The organism is Reyranella soli, assembly GCF_007992495.1.
GTDB classification, from domain to species: Bacteria; Pseudomonadota; Alphaproteobacteria; order Reyranellales; family Reyranellaceae; genus Reyranella; species Reyranella soli.
Genome location: NZ_BKAJ01000118.1, coordinates 24,396 through 44,386 on the forward strand (window position 1 = coordinate 24,396; position 19,991 = coordinate 44,386).

At 64.3% G+C, this 19,991-nt stretch carries 12 protein-coding genes and 3 pseudogenes; 5 read left to right on the plus strand and 10 right to left on the minus strand.

Going from position 1 to position 19,991, the window contains the following annotated elements:
* Together RSO01_RS31015 and RSO01_RS31020 are read right to left on the minus strand one after the other, a co-directional pair.
* Nucleotides 1-1,398 carry an amidase gene (locus RSO01_RS31015; protein ID WP_147154436.1) on the minus strand — a complete coding sequence of 466 codons (1,398 nt, stop codon included), beginning with the start codon at nucleotides 1,396-1,398 and terminating at the stop codon, nucleotides 1-3.
* Nucleotides 1,395-2,900: an amidase gene (locus RSO01_RS31020; protein ID WP_147154437.1), complete on the minus strand. Its 1,506-nt coding sequence runs from the start codon at nucleotides 2,898-2,900 to the stop codon at nucleotides 1,395-1,397. Before RSO01_RS31020 ends, RSO01_RS31015 begins: the two co-directional genes overlap by 4 nt.
* Nucleotides 2,901-3,222: 322 nt before the next feature.
* On the opposite strand from RSO01_RS31020, the gene RSO01_RS31025 reads away from it, so the two are divergent.
* Entirely contained in the window at nucleotides 3,223-4,431 is a 1,209-nt protein-coding gene (locus tag RSO01_RS31025; RefSeq protein WP_147154438.1) for a transporter substrate-binding domain-containing protein, read from the plus strand.
* Complete coding sequence (locus RSO01_RS31030; protein WP_147154439.1) at nucleotides 4,428-5,021, plus strand: ANTAR domain-containing response regulator; 594 nt, start codon at nucleotides 4,428-4,430, stop codon at nucleotides 5,019-5,021. The genes RSO01_RS31025 and RSO01_RS31030 overlap by 4 nt, the downstream gene beginning before the upstream one ends.
* Nucleotides 5,022-5,268: 247 nt before the next feature.
* Here RSO01_RS31030 and RSO01_RS31035 read toward each other — a convergent pair.
* Nucleotides 5,269-5,593: pseudogene (locus RSO01_RS31035) on the minus strand (DUF736 domain-containing protein).
* A gap of 620 nt (nucleotides 5,594-6,213) precedes the next feature.
* Nucleotides 6,214-7,197, minus strand: coding sequence for an AraC family transcriptional regulator (locus tag RSO01_RS31045; protein WP_170303496.1), 984 nt, complete (start codon nucleotides 7,195-7,197; stop codon nucleotides 6,214-6,216).
* Between the two features lie 253 nt (nucleotides 7,198-7,450).
* Between RSO01_RS31045 and RSO01_RS48335 the strand changes: the two genes are divergently transcribed.
* Nucleotides 7,451-7,783: a hypothetical protein gene (locus RSO01_RS48335; protein WP_174825968.1), complete on the plus strand. Its 333-nt coding sequence runs from the start codon at nucleotides 7,451-7,453 to the stop codon at nucleotides 7,781-7,783.
* Between the two features lie 64 nt (nucleotides 7,784-7,847).
* Nucleotides 7,848-8,993, plus strand: a complete 1,146-nt coding sequence (locus RSO01_RS31055) for a helix-turn-helix transcriptional regulator (protein WP_170303497.1) — start codon at nucleotides 7,848-7,850, stop codon at nucleotides 8,991-8,993.
* 15 nt (nucleotides 8,994-9,008) lie between these two features.
* On the opposite strand, the gene RSO01_RS31060 is transcribed toward RSO01_RS31055, so the two are convergent.
* From RSO01_RS31060 to RSO01_RS31080, 6 genes and pseudogenes are all read right to left on the minus strand, one after another.
* The gene (locus RSO01_RS31060; RefSeq protein WP_147154442.1) at nucleotides 9,009-9,398 is read right to left on the minus strand and encodes a PQ-loop repeat-containing protein; all 390 of its coding nucleotides are present in this window, start codon (nucleotides 9,396-9,398) and stop codon (nucleotides 9,009-9,011) included.
* A 353-nt stretch (nucleotides 9,399-9,751) separates the two neighbouring features.
* Nucleotides 9,752-9,904, minus strand: a complete 153-nt coding sequence (locus RSO01_RS47700; protein WP_170303498.1) for a hypothetical protein — start codon at nucleotides 9,902-9,904, stop codon at nucleotides 9,752-9,754.
* A 142-nt stretch (nucleotides 9,905-10,046) separates the two neighbouring features.
* The gene (locus RSO01_RS31065) at nucleotides 10,047-10,526 is read right to left on the minus strand and encodes a hypothetical protein (protein WP_147154443.1); all 480 of its coding nucleotides are present in this window, start codon (nucleotides 10,524-10,526) and stop codon (nucleotides 10,047-10,049) included.
* Between the two features lie 97 nt (nucleotides 10,527-10,623).
* Nucleotides 10,624-11,558: pseudogene (locus RSO01_RS31070) on the minus strand (DUF2493 domain-containing protein).
* A 298-nt stretch (nucleotides 11,559-11,856) separates the two neighbouring features.
* On the minus strand, nucleotides 11,857-12,900 hold the full coding sequence (locus RSO01_RS31075; RefSeq protein ID WP_147154444.1) for a DUF7146 domain-containing protein: 1,044 nt from the start codon (nucleotides 12,898-12,900) through the stop codon (nucleotides 11,857-11,859).
* Between the two features lie 10 nt (nucleotides 12,901-12,910).
* Nucleotides 12,911-17,239 (minus strand): annotated as a pseudogene (locus tag RSO01_RS31080) (strawberry notch-like NTP hydrolase domain-containing protein).
* An 805-nt stretch (nucleotides 17,240-18,044) separates the two neighbouring features.
* Between RSO01_RS31080 and RSO01_RS31085 the strand changes: the two are divergent.
* Nucleotides 18,045-19,637, plus strand: a complete 1,593-nt coding sequence (locus RSO01_RS31085) for a Gfo/Idh/MocA family protein (protein WP_147154445.1) — start codon at nucleotides 18,045-18,047, stop codon at nucleotides 19,635-19,637.
* Nucleotides 19,638-19,991 lie beyond the last annotated feature (354 nt).

Below are 19,991 nucleotides of genomic sequence, written 5' to 3' on the forward strand. Positions count from 1 at the left end.
TCAGATCGGCGGGCGGCGCTTGTGCCAGTCCGTGGCGAGTTGGAACGCGTGACCGCCGCGCAGGAGTAGGTCCTCCTCGAAGGGACGCGATACCAGTTGGAAGGCGATCGGCAGGCCCTTGGCTGTGAAGCCGCCGGGCAAGGTGATGGTCGGGCTGCCGGTGACGTCGAAAGGCGAGGTGAAGCGCAGCAGCATTTCTATCGCCTTGGGATCCTCGCCCAAGGTCGCCATCGCGGCGGTGGTCGGCGCGGCAGCGTACTGGGCGGGGATCACCAGCAGGTCGACATCCTGGAAGAACGCCTCGACCTCGCCGCGGAAAGCGGCGCGTGCGATCAGGATCTTGGTCAGGTCGAGGCCCGACAGGCCGCGCCCGATTTCGATGAGGCCGCGCAGACCCGGCCCGTACTGGTCGGCGTGCTTGGGAAAAGTCGCCTCGTGGGCGACGGCGGTCTCGACGGCGCAGAGCGGCAGCCAGTCCCTCACGATGCGATCCGGCGAGGGAAACTTGGCTTCGCGGATATCGGCGCCGAGGTCACCCAAGACGGCGATCGCGTCGTCGACGACCTTGACCATGTCCTTGTCGACGCCGGTCGTGTTGAAGGCGCGGTCGACGGCGATCCTGACGCCGCGGATACCGCGCGGCAGACCGGCGAGGTAGTTGGGAACCGGGTGCTGCACGGCCGTCGGATCGTTGGGGTCTGCGCCCGCGATCACGCCCAGGACGACCGCGGCATCGGCGGCGCTGCGGGTCATCGGGCCGATGTGATCGAGCGATTCAGCGAGCGCGAAGACGCCGTAGCGGCTCACCCGCCCCCAAGTCGGCTTCAAGCCGGTCACGCCGTTGGCGGCGGACGGGAAACGGATGGAGCCTCCGGTATCGGAGCCCAGCGAGGCGAAGCAGAGGCCGGCGGCCGTCGCCACCCCCGATCCGCTCGAGGACGCGCCGGACCAGTGATCCTTGTTCCACGGATTGACCGGCGGCGGGATCGAAGGATGGTGATCGGCAAAGGCGCCTTCGGTGAGCTGCAGCTTACCCAGCAGGACGGCGCCGGCCTGGGCGAAGCGCACGACGACCGTCGAATCGCGATCGGGCTTAAAATTCTTGTGGATGGGCATGCCGGCGGCAGTGGGAATGCCCTTGGTGTAGCAGAGGTCCTTCACGGCGATCGGCACGCCGTGCAGCGGCCCCCGCCAGGCGCCGCGTTTGATCTCGGCCTCGGCTTCGCGCGCCTGGCTGCGGGCGACGTCGGCAGTGACGGTGGCGTAGCTCCTCAGGCTACCGTCGAGCTTGTCGATGCGCTGGAGCATGGCCTCGGTCAGGGCGACCGGCGAGAGCGCGCCTACCTTGATGCGCTCGGCGACGTCGACCAGGCCGAGATAATGGGGATCGTTGCTCATCGTTTCCTCGCTTCGAAGGCCGACGCGGCCTGGATCAACCGGGCTTCCTCGAAGTGGCGCCCTACCAGCATCAGGCCGACCGGCAGGCCGTCCTTCCTGCCACATGGAATGGTGAAGGCCGGATGGCCGCTCACGTCGAAGGGACAGGTGTTGGCCTGCATGTTGAGCGCGCGGTCGACATAGACCTCGCGTGCGCAGTCGGGCTCGGGAATGGGCGTGGCGGTGAAGGGAATGGTCGGCATCGCCAGCATGTCGACGTCCTTCAGCGCCTGATCGTAGGCATCGCGCAGCAGCACCCTGAGGTTCTGCGCCTTCGAGTGGTAGCGGTTGTGGTAGTGCCGATGGAGATATTCGCCCAGCAGCAGCACCAGCTTGACCGTTTCCGAGGCATCGTTGAGGCGCGAGGCCATGCCGCGCGCAAACGCCTCCTGCATCGACAGCGGATAGTAGGCGGCGACATTGTTGCCCACGCCATAGCCCTTCAGCATCATCTCCGCCGCGCCTTCGAGGATGATGCCGCTCCAGATGTGCGGACCCTCGTAGTGCATCGGGATCGAGACCTCCGAGACCGTGGCGCCGGTCGCCGCGAGCGAGTCGATGGCGGCACGGGCGATACGGTCGACCTCGGGATCGCTCTCGGGATGGCCGAAACCCTGCTTCAGCACGCCGACACGCAGACCGGACAATCCCTTGCCCAGCGCAGCGAGATAGTCGTCGGTGCGGGCGAGCTGGGTGCGCGGGTCGAGGCCGTCATGGCCAGCGATCACGGTCAACAGCCGCGCCACGTCCTCGGTCGATGCGCACATCGGGCCGCAATGATCGACCGAATAGGAGATCGGCATCGACCCTGTCGTCGGCACCAGCCCCCACGTCGGCTTCAACCCATAGATCCCACACCAGCTCGACGGCGTACGGATCGAGCCGCCCTGGTCGCCACCCAGCGCCATCGGCACGTCGCCGGCGGCGACGACCGCCGCGCTGCCACCGGAGGATCCTCCGGTACTGTGCTTGACGTTGTGCGGATTGAGGATGGGACCGGTGGCCGAGGTGTGGCTCGCGCCGGAAAAGCACAGGTCCTCGCAGGCCGCCTTGCCGGCGATCGTGCCGCCGGCTTCGAGGATGCGCGTCACCACCGTCGCATCGATCTCGGGCACGTAGCCCTCGAGCAGTTGCGAGCCGTTCATCATCGGCACCCCGGCGACGCAGATATTGTCCTTGATTGCGACCGACTTGCCCGCCAGCAGGCCCGAGGATGCGCCCTTGATCTCGGTCTTCCAGTACCAGGCGTTGTAGGGGTTCTCCTCCGACGACGGCCGGTATCCCGGTGCGCGCGGGTATTTCACAGGAAGCTTGGGCTCGACCAGCCGGTCGAGCCGCGCGCAGGACGCAATCGGCCCGCGCATCAGCTCGCGGAAGGACAGGAGGTCGTCGTCGGCGAGCGCGAGGCCAAACGTCTGCGAGATGTCCTTGAGCTGCTCGATGCTGGGAAGCCTCACCGTCATCGCCCATCGCCTCCGTGGCGCCTCGTCCGCGGCGCCAGACAAAACGCGTGCCAAAACGAAAAAAGGCCCGTCGGCTCCTCGCGGAGCCTCCAGGCCTTATTGCCGTCGAGGCTGTTCAGCCTCGATAATTTTGTGTCTCGGATGGCGTGTCCATCCGCATCGACCGTCGCGCGCCATGGTGGACGCCGTTGTCCGGCGCGCGTGCGGTGTGTGATACTCTCGTCCACTGCCATAGCTGTCAACCGCGTTCGCCGCCGCGAGCAATGCGCCTTGACGCAAGCTGCTTTGCGCTGCCACCGTCGGACGCGGAGTGACACGCACCATGGCAAAGCGTCGACGCGAAACCGTCCATCTCGGCGTGCTCTATTCGCTGACAGGACCTTACGGTCTGGTCGGTCGCGAGATGCTCAACGGCCTCACGCTCGCCGTCGAGCAGGTGAACTCCAGCACCGAGTTCGACTTCCAGTTCGCGCCCCTGGTTTTCGATCCGGGCGGCGACCTGCAGAACTACCAGGAGCATTGCGAGCTCTTGATCCGTGACAAGGGCGTGCGCCACATCGTCGGCTGCTACACCTCGGCATCGCGCAAGCAGGTGTTGCCGCTGATCGAGCGCTACGACCGCCTGCTGTGGCACTCGGCGCGCTACGAAGGCTTCGAGAACAGCGACAACGTGATCTATGTCGGCGCCGCGCCCAACCAGCATGTCGTGCCGCTGGCCCGCCACATGATCGAGAACCTGGGCACCAGCGTCTATTGCGTCGGCGCCAACTATCTGTGGACTTGGGAAACCAACCGAGTGCTGCAGGAAATCGTGACAGCGGCCGGCGGTGAAATCATCGCCAAGCGCCTGGTCGCGCTGTCAGACAGCGGGATCGATCACATCGTGCGCGAGATCATCGAGCGCCGGCCGCCCATCGTCTTCAACACCCTGGTGGGCGAGGCAAGCTATCGCTTCTATCGCGACCTGCATCGCGCCCTCTCCCGCGAGCAGGCGCGCAGCCCGGGCCTGCCGCGTCCGACCATTCTAAGCTGCAGCCTGTGCGAGCCCGAGCTGCGGCTCATCGGGGGGCGCGCCTCGGTCGGCCACATCACCTCATCGGTCTATTTCGCGAGCATCGACACGCCGGAAAACCGCAGCTTCGTACGCCGCTACCGCGAGATGTTCGGCAGCAGCAACCTGCCGTCGGTCGACGCCGAGGCCTCCTACCTGTGTGGCCTGTTGCTGGCACGCGCCATCCGCCGCGCCGGCTCGACCGACGTCCAGGCCGTGCGCGCAGCGGCCTGGCGCGACGAGCTGCAGGCGCCGCAGGGTCTGGTCCGGGTTGATGAAGAGAACAACCACTGTTACCTCACGCCGCGCCTCGCGCGGTCGCGCTCAGGCTTCAGCTTCGAGATCCTCGACACGGCACCGGCGCCCGTGAAGCCCGACCCTTACCTGACCTGGCTCGACCTCGACGACCTGGCCCGCGGCGCACGCCGCCGACCCGAGCGCGCCGCGATCGCCGGCCAGACCCTGCGGGTGATCAAGTGAATCGCCGGCACTCGCGCTCGTTCCGCGGCCTGCACGCACTCATCGAGCATCCGCCGGGCCGGGACCGCACGGTGCTGCAGACCCAGCTCGAGTTGCTGGGGCTCAAAGTTACTGTTCACGATTCGGCGGCGCCCTCGCACGACTCCATCGACATTCTGTTCTTCGACGCCGACGGCGAGCAGGCCTTCGAGTCCGAGGAGGCGCATCGCGACCTCGGCCTGCCAGCGGTGGCTCTGATCGGCTCGGAAACGCCGAGCCGACTGCAGGCCATGCTGGCGCGCCAGCCGTCGGCCTATCTGATGAAGCCGATCCGCTCGACTGGCATCTATGCATCGCTCGCCATCGCGACGCACCAGTACGCGACGCTGCAGGCGATGCGTCGCAAGCTGGCGTCGGCCGAGGAACGGCTGCGGTCGCGGCGGCTACTGCTAGCGGCCATGCTGCAGATCATGAACCAGGCGCAGGTCGGCGAGGCCGAGGCCTTCCGGATGCTGCGACGCGCAGCGATGTCCCGCCGCCAGACGGTCGAGGCGGTGAGCGCGCAGATCCTGGCCGGCGACTTTCCTGTGCCGCGTCTGCTCGCGGGGTAAAGGCCGGCACCTACATCTTCTTCCAACCCCCCACCTGCTCGAAAGCTGCCTTATAGATGGTCGGCTCGTCGAAGTGCTTGCCGACAACGCATCGACGACGCCGGTAGCGGCCAGACATGCCACTGGGCCTGAGCGCGACGAGCTTCAGCCGCCTTTGTCAGAGCAAGGGTTGCCACCAGATGGCAAGAGGGTGAGGCCCGAGAGTAGACCCCGCCCGGTTCCCGGGCGGGGCTCTGGGGGCGTCGGCTTACTCGCCGTTCTTCTTGCTGCTGCGAGACCAGATCAGGGTGTAGCTCTCGCCATCCGGATCATCGAACAGGTTGGCGAAGATCGGCGCCGTGAAGCTCGGGTCGTCGAGCTTGAGGAAGAGGTAGTCCCTGCCCTCGCTCGACTGGTTCGACCAGGCCGCCCCGATCTCGGCGCGACCGACGAAGACCCGGTGGCCGGGGGGCGTTGTCGTTGGAGCGATTGGCCTCGGGAACCATGCGGACGCCCTTGGCCTGGACGCTGAGCGTCACGATCTCACCCTGGTACTCGTTGCCGGACTTCTTGAAGGAACCGATGTTAGCCATGTCACTTCTCCTTGTTGTTTCGAACCCGCGACCATCGCGGCCTCGATGGCGTTCTGCAGGCCGGAAGCGATCGACGACGCACCCGCTCGCGGGCCGGAGCAGAGCGGAGGATAGCGGCGCTGAGACTTTCTTGCCTCGCGAGGAATGGGCGAAGCCCAGGGGAAGAAAGTCTCAGCGACGCCGTTGCGGCTCAGGCGATCGAGGCGCAGCCGTCCTCTGGCCAGATCAGCCAAAGAGAGGCCGAGGTCGCGCCGAACAGCATCCTCGGAGAAGACGCGCCTGACGTGAAAGGTCCTGCACAAGAGAGCCGGTACACCAGGCGAAGAGAAAGAGGCTGTGGCGTAGGAAAAGGACGGCATCCCGTCAGACGCCAACAAGCCCAACGACAATGCCGTCAACCGGGCCGTCGTCGGGCGTGCCGAGATCGGAGCAGCCTGGTCGAAGCAGTCGAAAAGGCCGCTCCACCAGGCGTAGGGTCCGGAGCACCTCGATAAACCCGTCTGATTGTATGAGGAGTCGAAGCTGACCGGCACGCTCATCTAAGCGGCGCAAGTACATTCCAGACCAGCACCCCGCGCCCTGAACAATGGGTGTGCGACCTGTTCGTCGTTCCTAAATAGCTAACCTCCAGTACGCAACTCCGAGGGAACCATGCCGTAGCGTCGGCGAAACGCCCGATTGAAATGGGATAGGTCCCTAAACCCCGCGTCGAGCGCTATGGTGCTGATCTTCTGGCGGGCATGGAGGGGGCTCGTCAGCAGCCGATGCGCGCGGGCAAGCCGCTGCGCCAGCACATACTCAGTAAAGGTCGTGCCTTCACTTTCAAATAACCGCTGGATCTGCCGCGCTTTGATCCGATGGCGCGCGGCGATTGTCCCCACTGACAGGTTAGCTTGGTCGAGCCGACTCGCGATGTCCTCCTTGATCACGGGCAACCGCGCCGCGCGTCCGCCGCGGGCGTTGGCAAATTCGGTTGCGTCCCGCGTTGCTCCGATAGCGAGCGCGATCAGATCGTGAATGTGCACAACAGCCTGCCGTCGAAGTTCGGGCACCGCAAAGGTTCCTGCTTCCTGGAGAATGCCAAGGTAGCGTGTCAGAAGCTGCAAAGCAGGACTATCGGCCGGTATCGGCCGACCATACGCATTGTCGAGGCCGGAAACGAGCGGCGAGAGCAGGCGCACCGGCACGCGCAGCAAGCTAACTGAATTCTGAGCGGGGCCTCCGAACGAAGCGGGCTCAGCCCCCGTCAGGACGACCGCTTCGCCGCATTTCATGTTGAGCGTGCGGCCGAGATGACGGACCTCGTAGCCGGGCGTCAGCCCGGCGATCAGGAAAACATCATCGTGCTCGATGAACTCGCGGGAGCGGCGATAGATCGCTGCCGACCGGGAAGCCTCGTACAGCGCAAGACCCGGCATTCGACGGAAGGTTACAGCTGTATGAAAGTCGTTTTCTACGAGCGGCTCGACCTGCACCTTCTGTAGGTTTCGACCGAAGACCTCGTGCAAAACCTCAAGGCGTTCGCGCGGCGCATAATCGTCAGTCGAGAACCGAACGACAGCGCAGTCGTCGTCAGGTGCAGCGATACCACTCGAAGCGCTCATGGCAGACTCCAACTCAGTATGCGTCATCTGCTCGTAGCAAAGCCTGCATTCTATAATGGTCGGCTGTTCGTTCGAATGTGCGCAATGCCACATCGACGAAAGGCCCATCAGATGGCCGTCCCAGTCCTACCTCATTGTCGCGGGAGTCCAAGATCAGGCGCGCAATGATCGCTAGAACATCCGTCAACTGCGACGATGCGAGAGATAGGCCCAGGCACCTCGCAGATTTCTGCCCCAGCAGGAAGGCAACCCGATGAGCAACCTGTCGGTCATCGACGGAATAGGCTTTGGCGCCGCTGGCCTTGTGCTTGCGACGTTCTGCATGGGCTCGATGAACGCCCTGCGTTGGGTTGCGATCGCAAGCAACGTGGCGTTCATAGCCTACGGCTATCTCGGACATCTTGCACCGGTGCTGCTGCTTCATGCGCTGCTGCTGCCGGTCAACATCTACCGATTGACGCAACTGCGCGGCGCGCACCCCCCACCCGATTTGGCCGAGTTGCAGCGAGAGGCCGGGCGCGGCTCTCAGCAACGCGCCTCTTCGGGCTTTCTGCGGGCTGCGGAACCGAAAGCTCGATGCAGATGACCTCGACGAGATGGCGGCGGTCTCATCCGAGAACTCTAGTCCAAGAAAACAGGAGCGCCTGGCCTTGTCTCGCATCGAAGAGCCCCCGCATGAGCTTTTGGACCTCATCTATGACGCTGCCGCAGATGACCACCTATGGGTGCCGGTTCTTGAGGAGATCGCCAAGTTGACCAACAGCGCCGCGGGCGTTCTGTTGTGCCAATCGATCCGGGACCGCACGATCTTCTTCGAGCACCACACCAATACGAGCGAAGAGTGCATTCGCATTCTCAAAGAGCGGCATATGGTCAATCCCTGGACCGTTCACATGTCCACTCACAGTCCGGTCGGGGTCGTGGTGCCTTCGGATACAATCCTGCCGCTGTCGAACCTGCAACGGACGGCGTTCTTCGATGAGGTCATGCGCCCCCAGGGTTTGGGTCACAGCGCCATGATCGGCCTGGCTCAGAAGCCAGACTTCGGAGTGGGGTTCAGCGTGAACCGCGGACCGCGACAAGGTCCCTACGGTGACCAGGAGCTTCGCCTTCTCGAGAAGCTGGGGCCCCATATGCTTCGGTCGGTGAGGCTCGGCCTTCGGATGGACGCCTACAAGGCATTGCAGCGCGCCGAGTGGCAAACGCTCGAGTCCCTTGCGGTCGGCGTGATCCTGCTCGACCGCAAAGCACGGGTCCTCTTCGCGAACAGAGCGGCTCGACTTCTCGGCGGCGAGCATGGACCACTGCGACTCCGCCATTCGAAAGTGGCCCACATCTCGCCGTCGCACTCGCGCCGTCTGGACGAGATCGTTCAATCGGCCCTGCGCGGCACGCCGACAGCAACGATCGCCGTACCGCACGTCGACCGTGGCAGTCCGCTCACGATTCTTGCCTCCTCCGTGCGCGCGCAGGACGTGGACAGGTTCGCCGACGCCAACCTGAAAGGCGCTGCCGTCCTGTTGTTTATCATCGACGCCACCAACAAATCCGGCGTACCTGCCAGCGTACTGATGGATGCATACGGCCTGACACCTGCCGAAGCCAGAGTCGCCCTTGCGATCGCCTCGGGCCTCAGCATCCCCGAAACAGCCAGCGCGCTCAGCCTCTCGCTCAACACGATCAAGACGCAACTGCAGGCCGTGTTCGGCAAGAGTGGCCTGAACCGACAGACAGACCTGGCGCGCATGATTGCGTCCATCGGATTGGTCAATGCGGGCAAACCCGAAACCAAGTGAACGCTTTGGCAAAACTCAGGGATTGCTTCCATGTCTGACAGCATAGGCACGCTCTCGTCCAACGTGGTCCAAGCGAATTGGCGATGACGCGGCACCGGCCTCCATGTCCACACTTGCAAGCACGACGGGAACGCGGCGCCGTTTGGCCGCCGTGAGCGCGATCACCGCCAGACAGCACAATGCATACAGGACGCTGGCTGCGCCCAGCAGAAGATCACTGAGGTTGATGATGGCGTAGAGCCCGGTGGAAAGGTGGCAACCGGTCCAAAGCGCCCACGTCGCATACGAGATGGCTGATGCGCCGTTGCGGTCGCGTACCACTTTATAGATCTGGGGAAGGTACGACACCAGGCGCAAGCCGCTGAATGCCGTGAACCCCAAAAGCGACGCTTCTGACAGTGTCATCTGGTTCCCTCACTACAGGCGATGCGCTCGGTGCCAACGGCTGTGGGATCGACCAAGAAAGTTGTCGGCGCCCAACCATTTTGAGTTGAGAAGACCACTTTAGGTCGACGTCACAACGCGCACATCACCTGACCGGGTGATGACGGAACAAGCAACTGCTCACGCCTTGACCAAGAATGGACATGGTCGAGCCGGTCCTGATGCCGCTCGTGCCGCTCCGCACTGCGCAAGGTCGAGCAACCGCAGGCACTCGGGCGCAATGGCCGCACCTAATGTGGCGCGCCATGTCGTCGAGAACCAATTCGCACATCGCCAGCCGCATGCGGTGAGCGCCGGTGAGCACCGCGGCGCGGCTAGTCGCGGTCAACGGGACTTGAGGTGCTCGGCGCCGAAGGGCTCAAACGCGACACGACGTCATCGTCACCCAGATTGCGGACGTAGAGACGGCCATCTTTGGGCTCCAACTTCATCGCCACCTTGAACCACGCCTCGTCTTCGTCGAGCACGTGGCCACGCGTGCGATGATGGGTAGATGGCTCCGGGCAACCATGTCGGGCGGCTGGCCTACCCGCCCCTCAAGCTCGACGATCCGCGCTTAACGGCGCCCATCGTGCGCAACTTGTTCGACGATGAAGATCGTTTAGACCACTATCCTCGCCCGTCGTGTGATCGCAAGTCGACAGCTGCGTGAGCCGTACCCTGCAGGGGATCATGCGAGGCTGATGGCGGGGTGACAACCGCCATGCGCGCAAGAGCAGTCACGCCAACAACAAGAGCGCCAACGGCCGCAAAGGCATGCTGCCAACTTGCGGCAGGCACGCCGATGCCGGCGAGCGCAAAGCATAGCTGATAGCCGGCGACGGCCGCGGGCACGGCATAGACCAGCCCAATGATGAGGCGGATCAACGGTGCGCGAACGGCGGTCAGGACAATCTGTCCGAGCACCAAGATCGTGACGCCGACAAGGAAACCGACGACCAGTGCGCCGATGAAGCCGGAGCCACTGTGAAAGGCAGCCAAGCCTGCGCTCAGTCCAGCGAAGAAGGGAAGTGCATAAACGGCCAGCGTGAACAGCAGCCAGCAGAAGAAGCCGAGGCCGAAAACGCTGAGAACGATACCGATGGCCATGGTGGATCTCCAGACACAGGTTGAGGACCTGCGCGTTCCACCACCACCTCGGCGCGCCAGGTGATAATCGAAGGCAAAGTTGGCCAAAAGGCGGTGCTCACGCGCCGCCCGCACCGAAGCGCCAGACGGGAATGCCGAGCTTCCTGGCCTTGTCGGCGAGGTTCTCCTGGATGCCCGAGCCCGGGAAGACGATGACGCCGATCGGCAGGATCTCCAGGATCTGGTCGTTGCGCTTGAACGGTGCCGCCTTGGCGTGGCGCGTCCAGTCGGGCTTGAACGGGATATGCGTCACCTTGCGGGTATCGGCCCAGCGGGCAGCGATGCGCTCGGCGCCTGTCGGCGATCCACCATGGATCAGGACCATGTCGGGATGCTTGGCGCGGACCTTGTCGAGGGTGCTCCAGATCAGCTGATGGTCATTGAAGTCGGCACCACCAGTGAAGGCGATCTTCGGTCCGGCGGGTACCAGCAGTTCGGTCTCGGCCCGCCGCCGTGCGGCCAGGAACTCACGGCTGTCGACCATCGCAGCGGTAAGAGCGCGGTGATTGACCATCGAACCGGTGCGCGGCCGCCAGGCGGACCCAGTGTGGGCCTCGAAGCGATCGGCAGCCTGGTCGCGGAAAAGCTCCATGGCATTGCGACGTTCGATCAACGTCAGGCCCTGGGCGATCAGACGCTCGAGCTCGACTGAGCGGACCTCCGAACCATTTTGCTCGCGCTGGCTGCGATGCTGCGTGCGCTCGTTGTCGTCGAGCGCGCGTTCGATACGTTCGACGCTGCGATGGAAAGGTTGACGGTCGACCACAGCAGGTCCTCGAGGTCGGGCTCGAGGCGCGTGTCCGTGAGTGTCGAGACGAGCACGTCGAAGATGTCGACGATGGCGCCAGTGATGGTTTGGGCTTCTGGTAGCGGCCGGGCGTCGGGTTCGTCCTCGAAGGGACGGTGGCCAAAGAGTTGGAGCTCGGTGAGGACGTGATCGGTCGGGGATGCGTCGTGCACGGGCTCGAAGTCGGGATCGTCGTTGGTCGCCATGGTGATGTCCTTTCTCGGATCGGCCGCGCCCACCGCGGCCTTCGTGGCGATCACTCAGACGGCGGGCAGTCCGGTCCTGCACCGCGCGCGGCCGGAGCGCAGCGGAGGACGGCGGGCCGAGGCTTTCTTGTCTCGCGAGGAATGCCGGCGCAGCCGGCAGGGGAAGAAAGCCGCAGGCCAGCCGTTGCGGGGCCGGGCTGACTGCCGTCCGATCGCCCTATAGAAGGCCGGGGCGAGGCCTATTCCGATCCGAAGGGCATCTAGGCGACCGACCGCGAAGCGATTGGCCGTGGCCTCGTCATCCCGTCACGGTCATGTCCGAGGTCATGAAGCGCACAACGTCCTGCGGGACGAGTTGCCGGCGCACAGACGCCCGGAAGTCTTCGATGTCTAGCCGGCTTAGATCCTCGTTAAAATCGTCCAAGCTGGGCGACAGGCCAAACGTCTCGATCCCGGCAGCCGTTGCCCGATGGTGCAGACTGGCCATGGCGGCATCGCCCGCCGGGTCGCGGTCTCGTGCGACGTATAGACGGCGCAATGTCGGTGGGAAGAACAGGGCTGCCAAGTGGTTGGCAGAGAGGGCAGCGACCATCGGCAATGCCGGCAGGATCGTACGCAGCGACAGCATGGTCTCGACGCCTTCGCCCGCGGCCATCACTTCGTCGACCACGGCAAAGCGGACGCCATGCCCCAAGAGATGGCCCATGGCCCGTCGCGGCGAAGCGATGGGTGCCTTGTCCTGGCCCGACGAGTCGAGCCAGGTGCGATGCACTCCGGTGATCTTCCCGCCGAGATCGGTGACCGCGGCGATCAGGGCTGGCCAGGTCTCGGTCGGGCTCTCCTCGTCCGCACGGTAGTAGCAGCGCGGATGGAAGCGCAACGGGTCACCGACAGACGTGGTGAGGATGCCGCGCCCGCGCAGATAGGATTCCGCAAACGTGCCCGCGATGGGTTTGGACATGGCGTAGAGACGGCGCGCGGACTCCGGCGAGCCACGCGGCGCCGGGAATCGGTCGTGCCGTTGGACTGGTCCGGGAGGCAGGGCAAGAAACGCGCGTGCCTCGTCGAGCGTGTCGCGCAGCCGGTCGAGCCCGCGGCTGAGTGCAATCAGGTCCAAAAGGTCGCCATGCTCCCCGGTGGCGGCATCTGTCCACTTGCCGGCAGCACCTTTGCCATGGTCCGGGCCGCTCAGGCGGACAAACAGGCTGCGGCCTCTCGAATTGGCGACATCGCCGACCAGCCAGTAGCGACCCTCCCGATGGCCATTGGAAAGATAGTGACGGCACACCGCCTCGGCATTGCGCGCGAGACGGCGGGCCAGGTCTGCGGCGTGTGAGGGCATGGCGGTCTCCCTACGCCGCCCGGTCGGCGACCCGGACAACCGGGTAGCGCTCCATCAACTCTGCAAGGATCCCCGACCCGTTGGCGCTGGTCGGAACGAACGGGCGCAGCTTCCAGGTGATGATCTCGGAGATCAGCCCCATCGCCTTGAGGCGGTCGACCATGCCCTCGGTGAAGCCGCAAAGCTCGACCCGGAACACGCCCATCACCTTGGCGCGGCGCAGGCTCAGCCCATCCTGCAATTCGAGGATCGTGCGACCGTCGAGAACGGCCGACCAGGCATCAGCGGGTGCGATGCCCACGCCTTCGGCACCGACCGCCTGGGCGACCCAGGCCGGCGAAACCAGCCGACCGATGACGCGTTCGCCCGGATCGGTCTGCAGGCGGTAGACCCGCATGGATTCGTTGGGCAACCGCTTCCAGATCGGCAACAGCAGTCCGGTGACGATGTGGAGATCGCTGTCCGTGAAGGGAGGTATCTCGGTGAGTTCCCGCTCCCAGGCCTCGGCGAAGGCGGCACGCTCGGCCCTTTCCCAGTGGGTGTGCGCCAACGCAGCCACGGACAGCGCTGTCCGTTCCATCGGTCGCAACAGGCGGACACGACGTTCGACCTCACCATCGTCCAGCATGACGCTCGGCGCCGGGACCTGGACGGCTGCGCGGCCGGACTGCGTGTTCACCAGGAAAGCGGCCCGCGGGTCGTCCGCGCGGTCCAATGCCTCCGAGAGGCTGAACGGCCGATTGCGCTCGCGCCGGCGGACGGTGAAGACCTGAGTCTCGGCACCGGTCTGGGGATGGACATAGACCGCACGCCGATCGATCACCGCCAGGCTCTCGGCGATCAGCGTCTCAACCCCGACATCGTAGGTGCCTGAGGCGCGCGCGCCCTCGATCTTGGCCTGGAGCAACTCCTCGAATGCGCCGAACAGCATGTTCTGCAAGTCGATGGTGAGGGCCAGCAGCCGATTGAGGAACGTCGTGATCGGCGGCAGTTCCTCGCGCAAGCTGCCATCCTGATCGGTCAGACGTAGGCCGGTGGCCGCCTGGAAAGCCTCCAGCGAACAGCCTTCGACCTTGCCGGCAAACAGCAACAGGTAGAGCTGGCGCAAGGCGGCTCGGCCATAGGGCGATTCGAGATTGTCGTTTCGGAACAGGCCCTGACCACCGGTCTGGCGCTGGCCCTTGGTGATGGCGCCCAGCGTGTCGAACCGGCGGGCGATGGTCGACAGGAAGCGCTTCTCGGCCTTCACATCGGTAGCAATCGGCCGGAACAAGGGCGGCTGCGCCTGATTGGTCCGGTTGCTGCGCCCCAGGCCCTGGATGGCCGTATCGGCCTTCCAACCCGCCTCCAGCAGATAGTGAACACGCAGGCGTTGGTTCCGGGCTAAAAGGTCGGCGTGGTAGGAGCGCCCGGTGCCGCCGGCATCGGAGAACACCAGGATGCGCTTGTCGTCGTCCATGAAGGCCTGCGCCTCCGCGAGATTGGCTGAGCCAGGACGGTTCTCGACTCAGAGCCTGTCAGCCTTGCGCACGATCCGCCGTGAACGGCCCGTCACCTCGGCCACCATGTCGGTGCCGAAACGGTGCACGATCTGGTCGAGGGCACCCTGAACAGGGGCAAGCGAGGCCAGTCGCTCGATCAGGCGGTCGCGGCGCTCCACGGCGACGCGGCACTGCACGGGCTGGCCATCGCGATAAACCGGCCTCGAGGACAGGTTGCCGTCGCCATCGGTGAAGGGCTCGAAGAGCTGCGTCGGGAAGCTGTGCGCCAGATAGTCGAGCCCGTACTCGCGCGGCGTGATGTCGATCTGGACGTCACCCCTCCTCGGTCGGGATGTCGGCAAGCCGTCGCTCCATCAGCGCCTCGCCCGTCGAGACGATCTGGACGACGGCTGGCATGACCCTCCTCAAGATCTCGCCCGATCGCCGCAATCAGCGTCGGCGTCTTCATCGAGGTGATCAGGTGCGAGAAGAATCGCTGCTTGGCGGATTCGAAGGCCGAGCGGGCTGCCGACTTGGCTTGCGCATTGAGCGTGCCACGTTCGCCGGTGACGTTGGCGGCCTGCAGGGCAGCGTCGAGGTTACTATGAATGGATTTGGAAGGCGCCGGCATAGGCATCGTAGATGCGAATCTGCTCGGTCGTGAGCGTGTGCTCGACCAGTTCGTACTCGACACCATCGTAGGATAGTGACCGGGCGGCGTAGAGGCCGAGTGCCTTGAGATCGCGGGCCAGCACCTCCATCGCGGCAACGCCACCGGCCTCGATGGCCTGCACGAACTCGGCGCGGGTGGCGAAGGGAAAGTCCTCGCCGCCCCAGAGGCCCAGCCGCTGCGCATAAGCGAGATTGTGCACAGTCGTTGCACCCGTCGCCGAGACGTAGACAATCCGCGCATTGGGAAGCGCGTGCTGCAGGCGCAAACCGGCACGGCCTTGCTGGGAAGGCGCCTGGTCGCCGCGCTCGCTCTTGCCGCCGGCCGCGTTGGCCATGGCATGGCTCTCGTCGAACACGATCACTCCGTCGAAGTCCGATCCCAGCCAATCGACGATCTGCTGGACCCGCGAAACCCTTTCCTCGCGCGCGTCGGTCCGTAGAGTGGCGTAGGTGGCGAAAAGGATGCCCTGCTCCAGGCGGATCGGGGTGCCCTGACGGAAACGGGCAAGCGGCGTGATCAGCAAGCGCTCCATGCCTAAGGCCGACCAGTCGCGCTGGGCATCCTCGATCAGCTTGTCGGACTTCGACACCCATACGGCGCGCCGGCGGCCCTGCAACCAGTTGTCGAGAAGAATGCCCGCCACCTGGCGGCCCTTGCCGGCGCCGGTACCGTCACCCAGCATCCAACCCCGCCGGAAGCGCACCGCATTCTCGGCGCCATCGGGTGCGGCCGAGACAACATCGAAGGTCTCATCGACCTGCCACGATCCAGCCAGATGGCCGCTATGGGCCTCGCCGGCATAGATGACGCTCTCCAGCTGGGCATCGGACAGCAGCCCAGCAGTGACGACGTTGGGCAGCAGGCGTGGCCGATAAGTCGGCTTGGGCGGCGCCACAGAAGCCATTGCCGAGGACTGCACAAGCGGCGTGGGATGTGGGCACGCACCTTCGATACGAACCGACGGCATGCCGTATGACTCGTACAGCGCCTCGGTCAGCAGGCCGTCCTCGGCCGGCTTCGAGCCGACAATCTCATAGGCCAGCTCGGTGCCGCTGGGTTCGAGGGCCGTCGCCGCGCTCGAGGTGGGATGTGGCGCAGATGCGGGCTTGGCGCCGACAGGAACGGCACGCGCAGGCTCCCGGACGAAGCTGATCCCATCTACGGGCAAGCGCGGTGGAAGGAGCTGCAGGACCCAGGAGAGCAGCATGGCCGCGTCAGGCGCCATGCCCGGGGAAGCTGGAAACGACCCTGGGTCGGCTGCCGGCGCCCGATCGATGACCGTCAGGCGGGTGGCGACCGCCGTTCCGTGCCGGGCATAGACACGCCCGTGGATCGCCGCCGAGAAGACGACGCGCCCGCATTCCTGGAGGCGGACGAAGGCGTCACGCCACGACGGATGATCCGGAGAGAGGCTGGCGCCCGTGATCGCGACCAGCCGTCCGCCGTCGCCTAGGCGAGCGAGTGCAGACGCCACGTGGCGTAGGGCCGCGTCCGCAACGGCGCCGTCCACATGTACTGCGACCGAGAACGGCGGGTTCATGAGCACGACGCTCGGCCGCAGCACCCCATCGAGGTGGTCGTGGATGTGAGCCGCGTCGTGCCGGGTGGTTGATACACCCGTAAAGAGCTTGTCCAGCAGCCTGGCGCGAGCGTCGGCCAGCTCATTCAAGATAAACCTGCTGCCTGCGAGCTCCCCGAAGATGGCGAGCAGCCCGGTCCCTGCAGAGGGCTCGAGCACGATATCCGCCGGTCCGAGCGCTGCCGCCGCGGCGGCAACGAAGGCAAGCTCGATGGGCGTCGAGAACTGCTGCAGAGCCTGGCTCTCCTGGGATCGACGTGTATGGGTGGGCAGAAGAGCAGCGACCTTGGCAAGCATCTGCAGCGCGCCTGCAGGAGACGCCGCTTGGGCGCAGAAGGCTGGGCCGAATTTGCGGAGGAACAAGACAGTCGCGGCCTCACAGGCGTCGTACGCTACCTTCCAGTCCCAGGCACCGGCGGCATCGGAACCACTGAAAGCCCGCTCCATGGCTGCGCGCAGCGCGATCGCGTCGATTCGCTGGCCACGTTCGAGATGACGAAGAAGCATGCGCGCGGCGTCGACGAGGCCATGAGGCACGTCGCCTCTGGGACAAGTAAGGGCGAGCAGCGGCGCATCCGCGGCTGCCGAAAGGGAAGCGACCGTCATGGAGGGGACCTCGGAGAGCGGGAACGGGTCGAGCCGCGGAGCGCTCTCTAGGCCCCAACCGACTCAAACCCGTCCCGGCCCTCCTCTTCCTCTCACTTTGGGCGCCCCAAACGACGAAGGCCGACACGCTAGTCGGGCCTTCGGGGGAGGCGTCAGAAAAGCAGCCCCGTGCGATCGACTCGCCGGATCGTCTACTCAGCGGCTGGCTGAGATTGCGCGTCCTCGCCGTCCGTAGGGAATGTTGAAATCTCAAGCCCCAACAGATCGGATCAGGATGAACCCTCCACGAGGCGCAGCCGCGCCGGCAGCCAGCCAGTATCGTTGAACAGCCGCTCAGCGGCCGATGCTAGCTCAGCCTTCCTGAGGTGGGCCAAGAGCTCGGCGGCATGGTCGCCTCTGGCCTCGGATGCCCGCATCGACCAGCGATCTCGCGCAGTCTCCCTGAACGCGAGTTCCTGCGGCTTGGCGATCAGCGACCTTGACGATGGCTCTTCCCGCTCTTTCGGCAGTTCTGGAGGCGTAGCGGTTCCGGTTCCTGTAGTCCGAAGGTACCTCCTGGCCAACGGACGCGTGGATGAGCCGTCCGTTTGGCCGAACCCTATTAGCGGAATCGATGGGCCGTTTGTTCTGGGCAGGAGGTGGGTTAGTAACGTTCGACGGATGAGCAGAAACGGCATCTGCTCCTGACGATTGCAAAGGGCCCAGGGCAGCGAACCAGTGCTGGCGATCGCTTTCCTCCCTGACAGACATGTGCTCAGTCATGTAGTGCGGGCGTTCTCCGGATGTGTTGTTTGAAGGTGCGCAGATGTCAGACGCAAAAACAGCGGCTATCGGCAAACGCAAATGGAATTTGGCTCGACCCTTCCGCCACGATGGGAGCCTGGCGTGGGTGGCAAAACTGCCACAGGAGCTGTGGGACGAGACTGACAACAATGATCATCCAGACCGATCATCCCTCCGTTTGCTAGAGGACGGCACCGAGCTTGGGCCTTCCCATGCGGTTCATGAGACCATCCGAGCTTTTGGCGACGGCCAGTATTCCTTCTGGATGAATGTCGTTTACTTCTCAAGCTGCGACGGAAGTGACCCAACTACCAATGGCCGCACTTATTCGGTGGAGCGGATTCCACCGCATCCAGATTCCAGGAGCGTCCTGCGTGCAATCGCGCCAAGTAAGGCCCTACAATGGTCGCCACTTGATCAGCCGCTTCGATGCGCGCTTGTGGGCCTCGGCAATCGTGGTCGCGCCCTTGCCCGAATTGTTGCCGGCTTTGCTGGAGTTGAAATTGCTTGGCTTATCGATACGTCAACTGACCGGCTGGCAGAGCTCTTAGCGGACGTCAGCCTTCCGAAAGCTCAAACCAGCAGCAATTTCATGGACGCACTTGAAGACCCAGCGGTCGACGTCGTGTTCATCATGCTGCCGGATCATCTTCATCGTCTCGTCACGGAACAGGCTTTTCGCGCAAACAAGCATGTCTTTCTGGAAAAACCCATCGCCACCACTATTGCTGACGGAGAGGCGATTGCTGCCGCATGGTTGGCCAGTGGCCGCATTCTTCAACTTGGCTTCGTGCTTCGCTGGGCCCCATTCTACCAAGCGATCCGCAACGTTGTTCGCCAAAAACGATTGGGACCAATTCGGGTGATCAGCCTTAGTGAGCAACTCAGCGTCGCCCACGGGGCCAGTTTCCTCAGGCGATGGCATGCCGATGCCGGTCAATCAGGCAGCTTGATCGTTCATAAATCATGCCACGACCTCGATCTGGTGTGCTGGCTACTCGATTCCCGACCTCGCATTGTCGGAAGCCTTGGGGGCTCAAGTACATTCCACAGGCCAGCCCCCTCCCCGTTCTGCTCTCAATGTGACGTAAGATCCATGTGTCCCTATGTCGATACCGGCCTTCACGAGAATCGAACCGCGGCCGAGCGCGCAAATCCCAGTGCCTATGGGCTCGATCGCTGCGTTTTCCGATTAGACGATCCGATTGTCGATAATCAGGTAGTATCGTTCGAATTGGAGAGTGGCACGCGAGGAACTTACTACCTTGCGATGCAAGGACCCAGGCGAAGCGAAAGGCGGATCACACTCATTGGCGACGCAGCACGGCTCGATGGCGTCTTCGAAGACGGCAGCTTTACGATTGCCTATACAGACCCTGACCGCGAACCGATTGTATGGTCCACAAAAGGGCGCAAGCTCAGCGGCCACGGCGGCGGTGACGTTTCCAGTGTGATGAGCTTTTTCAATGCCTGCGTCGGACGGTCCTCTCCTCCGATCAAGAAGGTCGAGGACGCCCTGGCAGGCCTCGTCTTCGCCGCCTCTGCTGAACAGTCAAGGACCGGCCACCAGATGGTGACCCTGCAAGACAATGATTTTTACCTCAATCAGGCATGACCAAAGCTGCAGTACGTCAGGCCAGTGCTAGCGAATGTGCCGTCGAGGGCCGCTTCTTTCATTGCCCTTCCGCGGCGCCGGTGACCACCGGCATCGTGCACAATCCGCAAGGCCCACCGAGAACTTTGTGCCTCCGAACCTCAGCCTGGCCGAGTTGATGAAGGTTTTGCATGGACGGCGAAAGACGACGCACGGATCAAGAAGTCGGGGCTTCTCAAGGGTGTAACCTTCGAAGAAAACAGCCAGGATCAACAGTGACCCGGAGTAACGTCGCTTGGACGGCCTTCTACGATGGTCGCGTGACGGCGCCGAGACACGACAAGGCGCTGACGGAGATTGTGCGCCTGAAGCTCA

Excerpts from the sequence above, each read along its gene's own strand:
- RSO01_RS31015 (WP_147154436.1), bottom strand. The coding sequence starts at position 1,398 with ATGAGCAACGATCCCCATTATCTCGGCCTGGTCGACGTCGCCGAGCGC.
- RSO01_RS31020 (WP_147154437.1), bottom strand. The coding sequence starts at position 2,900 with ATGACGGTGAGGCTTCCCAGCATCGAGCAGCTCAAGGACATCTCGCAG.
- RSO01_RS31025 (WP_147154438.1), top strand. The coding sequence starts at position 3,223 with ATGGCAAAGCGTCGACGCGAAACCGTCCATCTCGGCGTGCTCTATTCG.
- RSO01_RS31045 (WP_170303496.1), bottom strand. The coding sequence starts at position 7,197 with ATGAGCGCTTCGAGTGGTATCGCTGCACCTGACGACGACTGCGCTGTC.
- RSO01_RS48335 (WP_174825968.1), top strand. The coding sequence starts at position 7,451 with ATGAGCAACCTGTCGGTCATCGACGGAATAGGCTTTGGCGCCGCTGGC.
- RSO01_RS31060 (WP_147154442.1), bottom strand. The coding sequence starts at position 9,398 with ATGACACTGTCAGAAGCGTCGCTTTTGGGGTTCACGGCATTCAGCGGC.
- RSO01_RS31065 (WP_147154443.1), bottom strand. The coding sequence starts at position 10,526 with ATGGCCATCGGTATCGTTCTCAGCGTTTTCGGCCTCGGCTTCTTCTGC.
- RSO01_RS31075 (WP_147154444.1), bottom strand. The coding sequence starts at position 12,900 with ATGCCCTCACACGCCGCAGACCTGGCCCGCCGTCTCGCGCGCAATGCC.
- RSO01_RS31085 (WP_147154445.1), top strand. The coding sequence starts at position 18,045 with ATGTCAGACGCAAAAACAGCGGCTATCGGCAAACGCAAATGGAATTTG.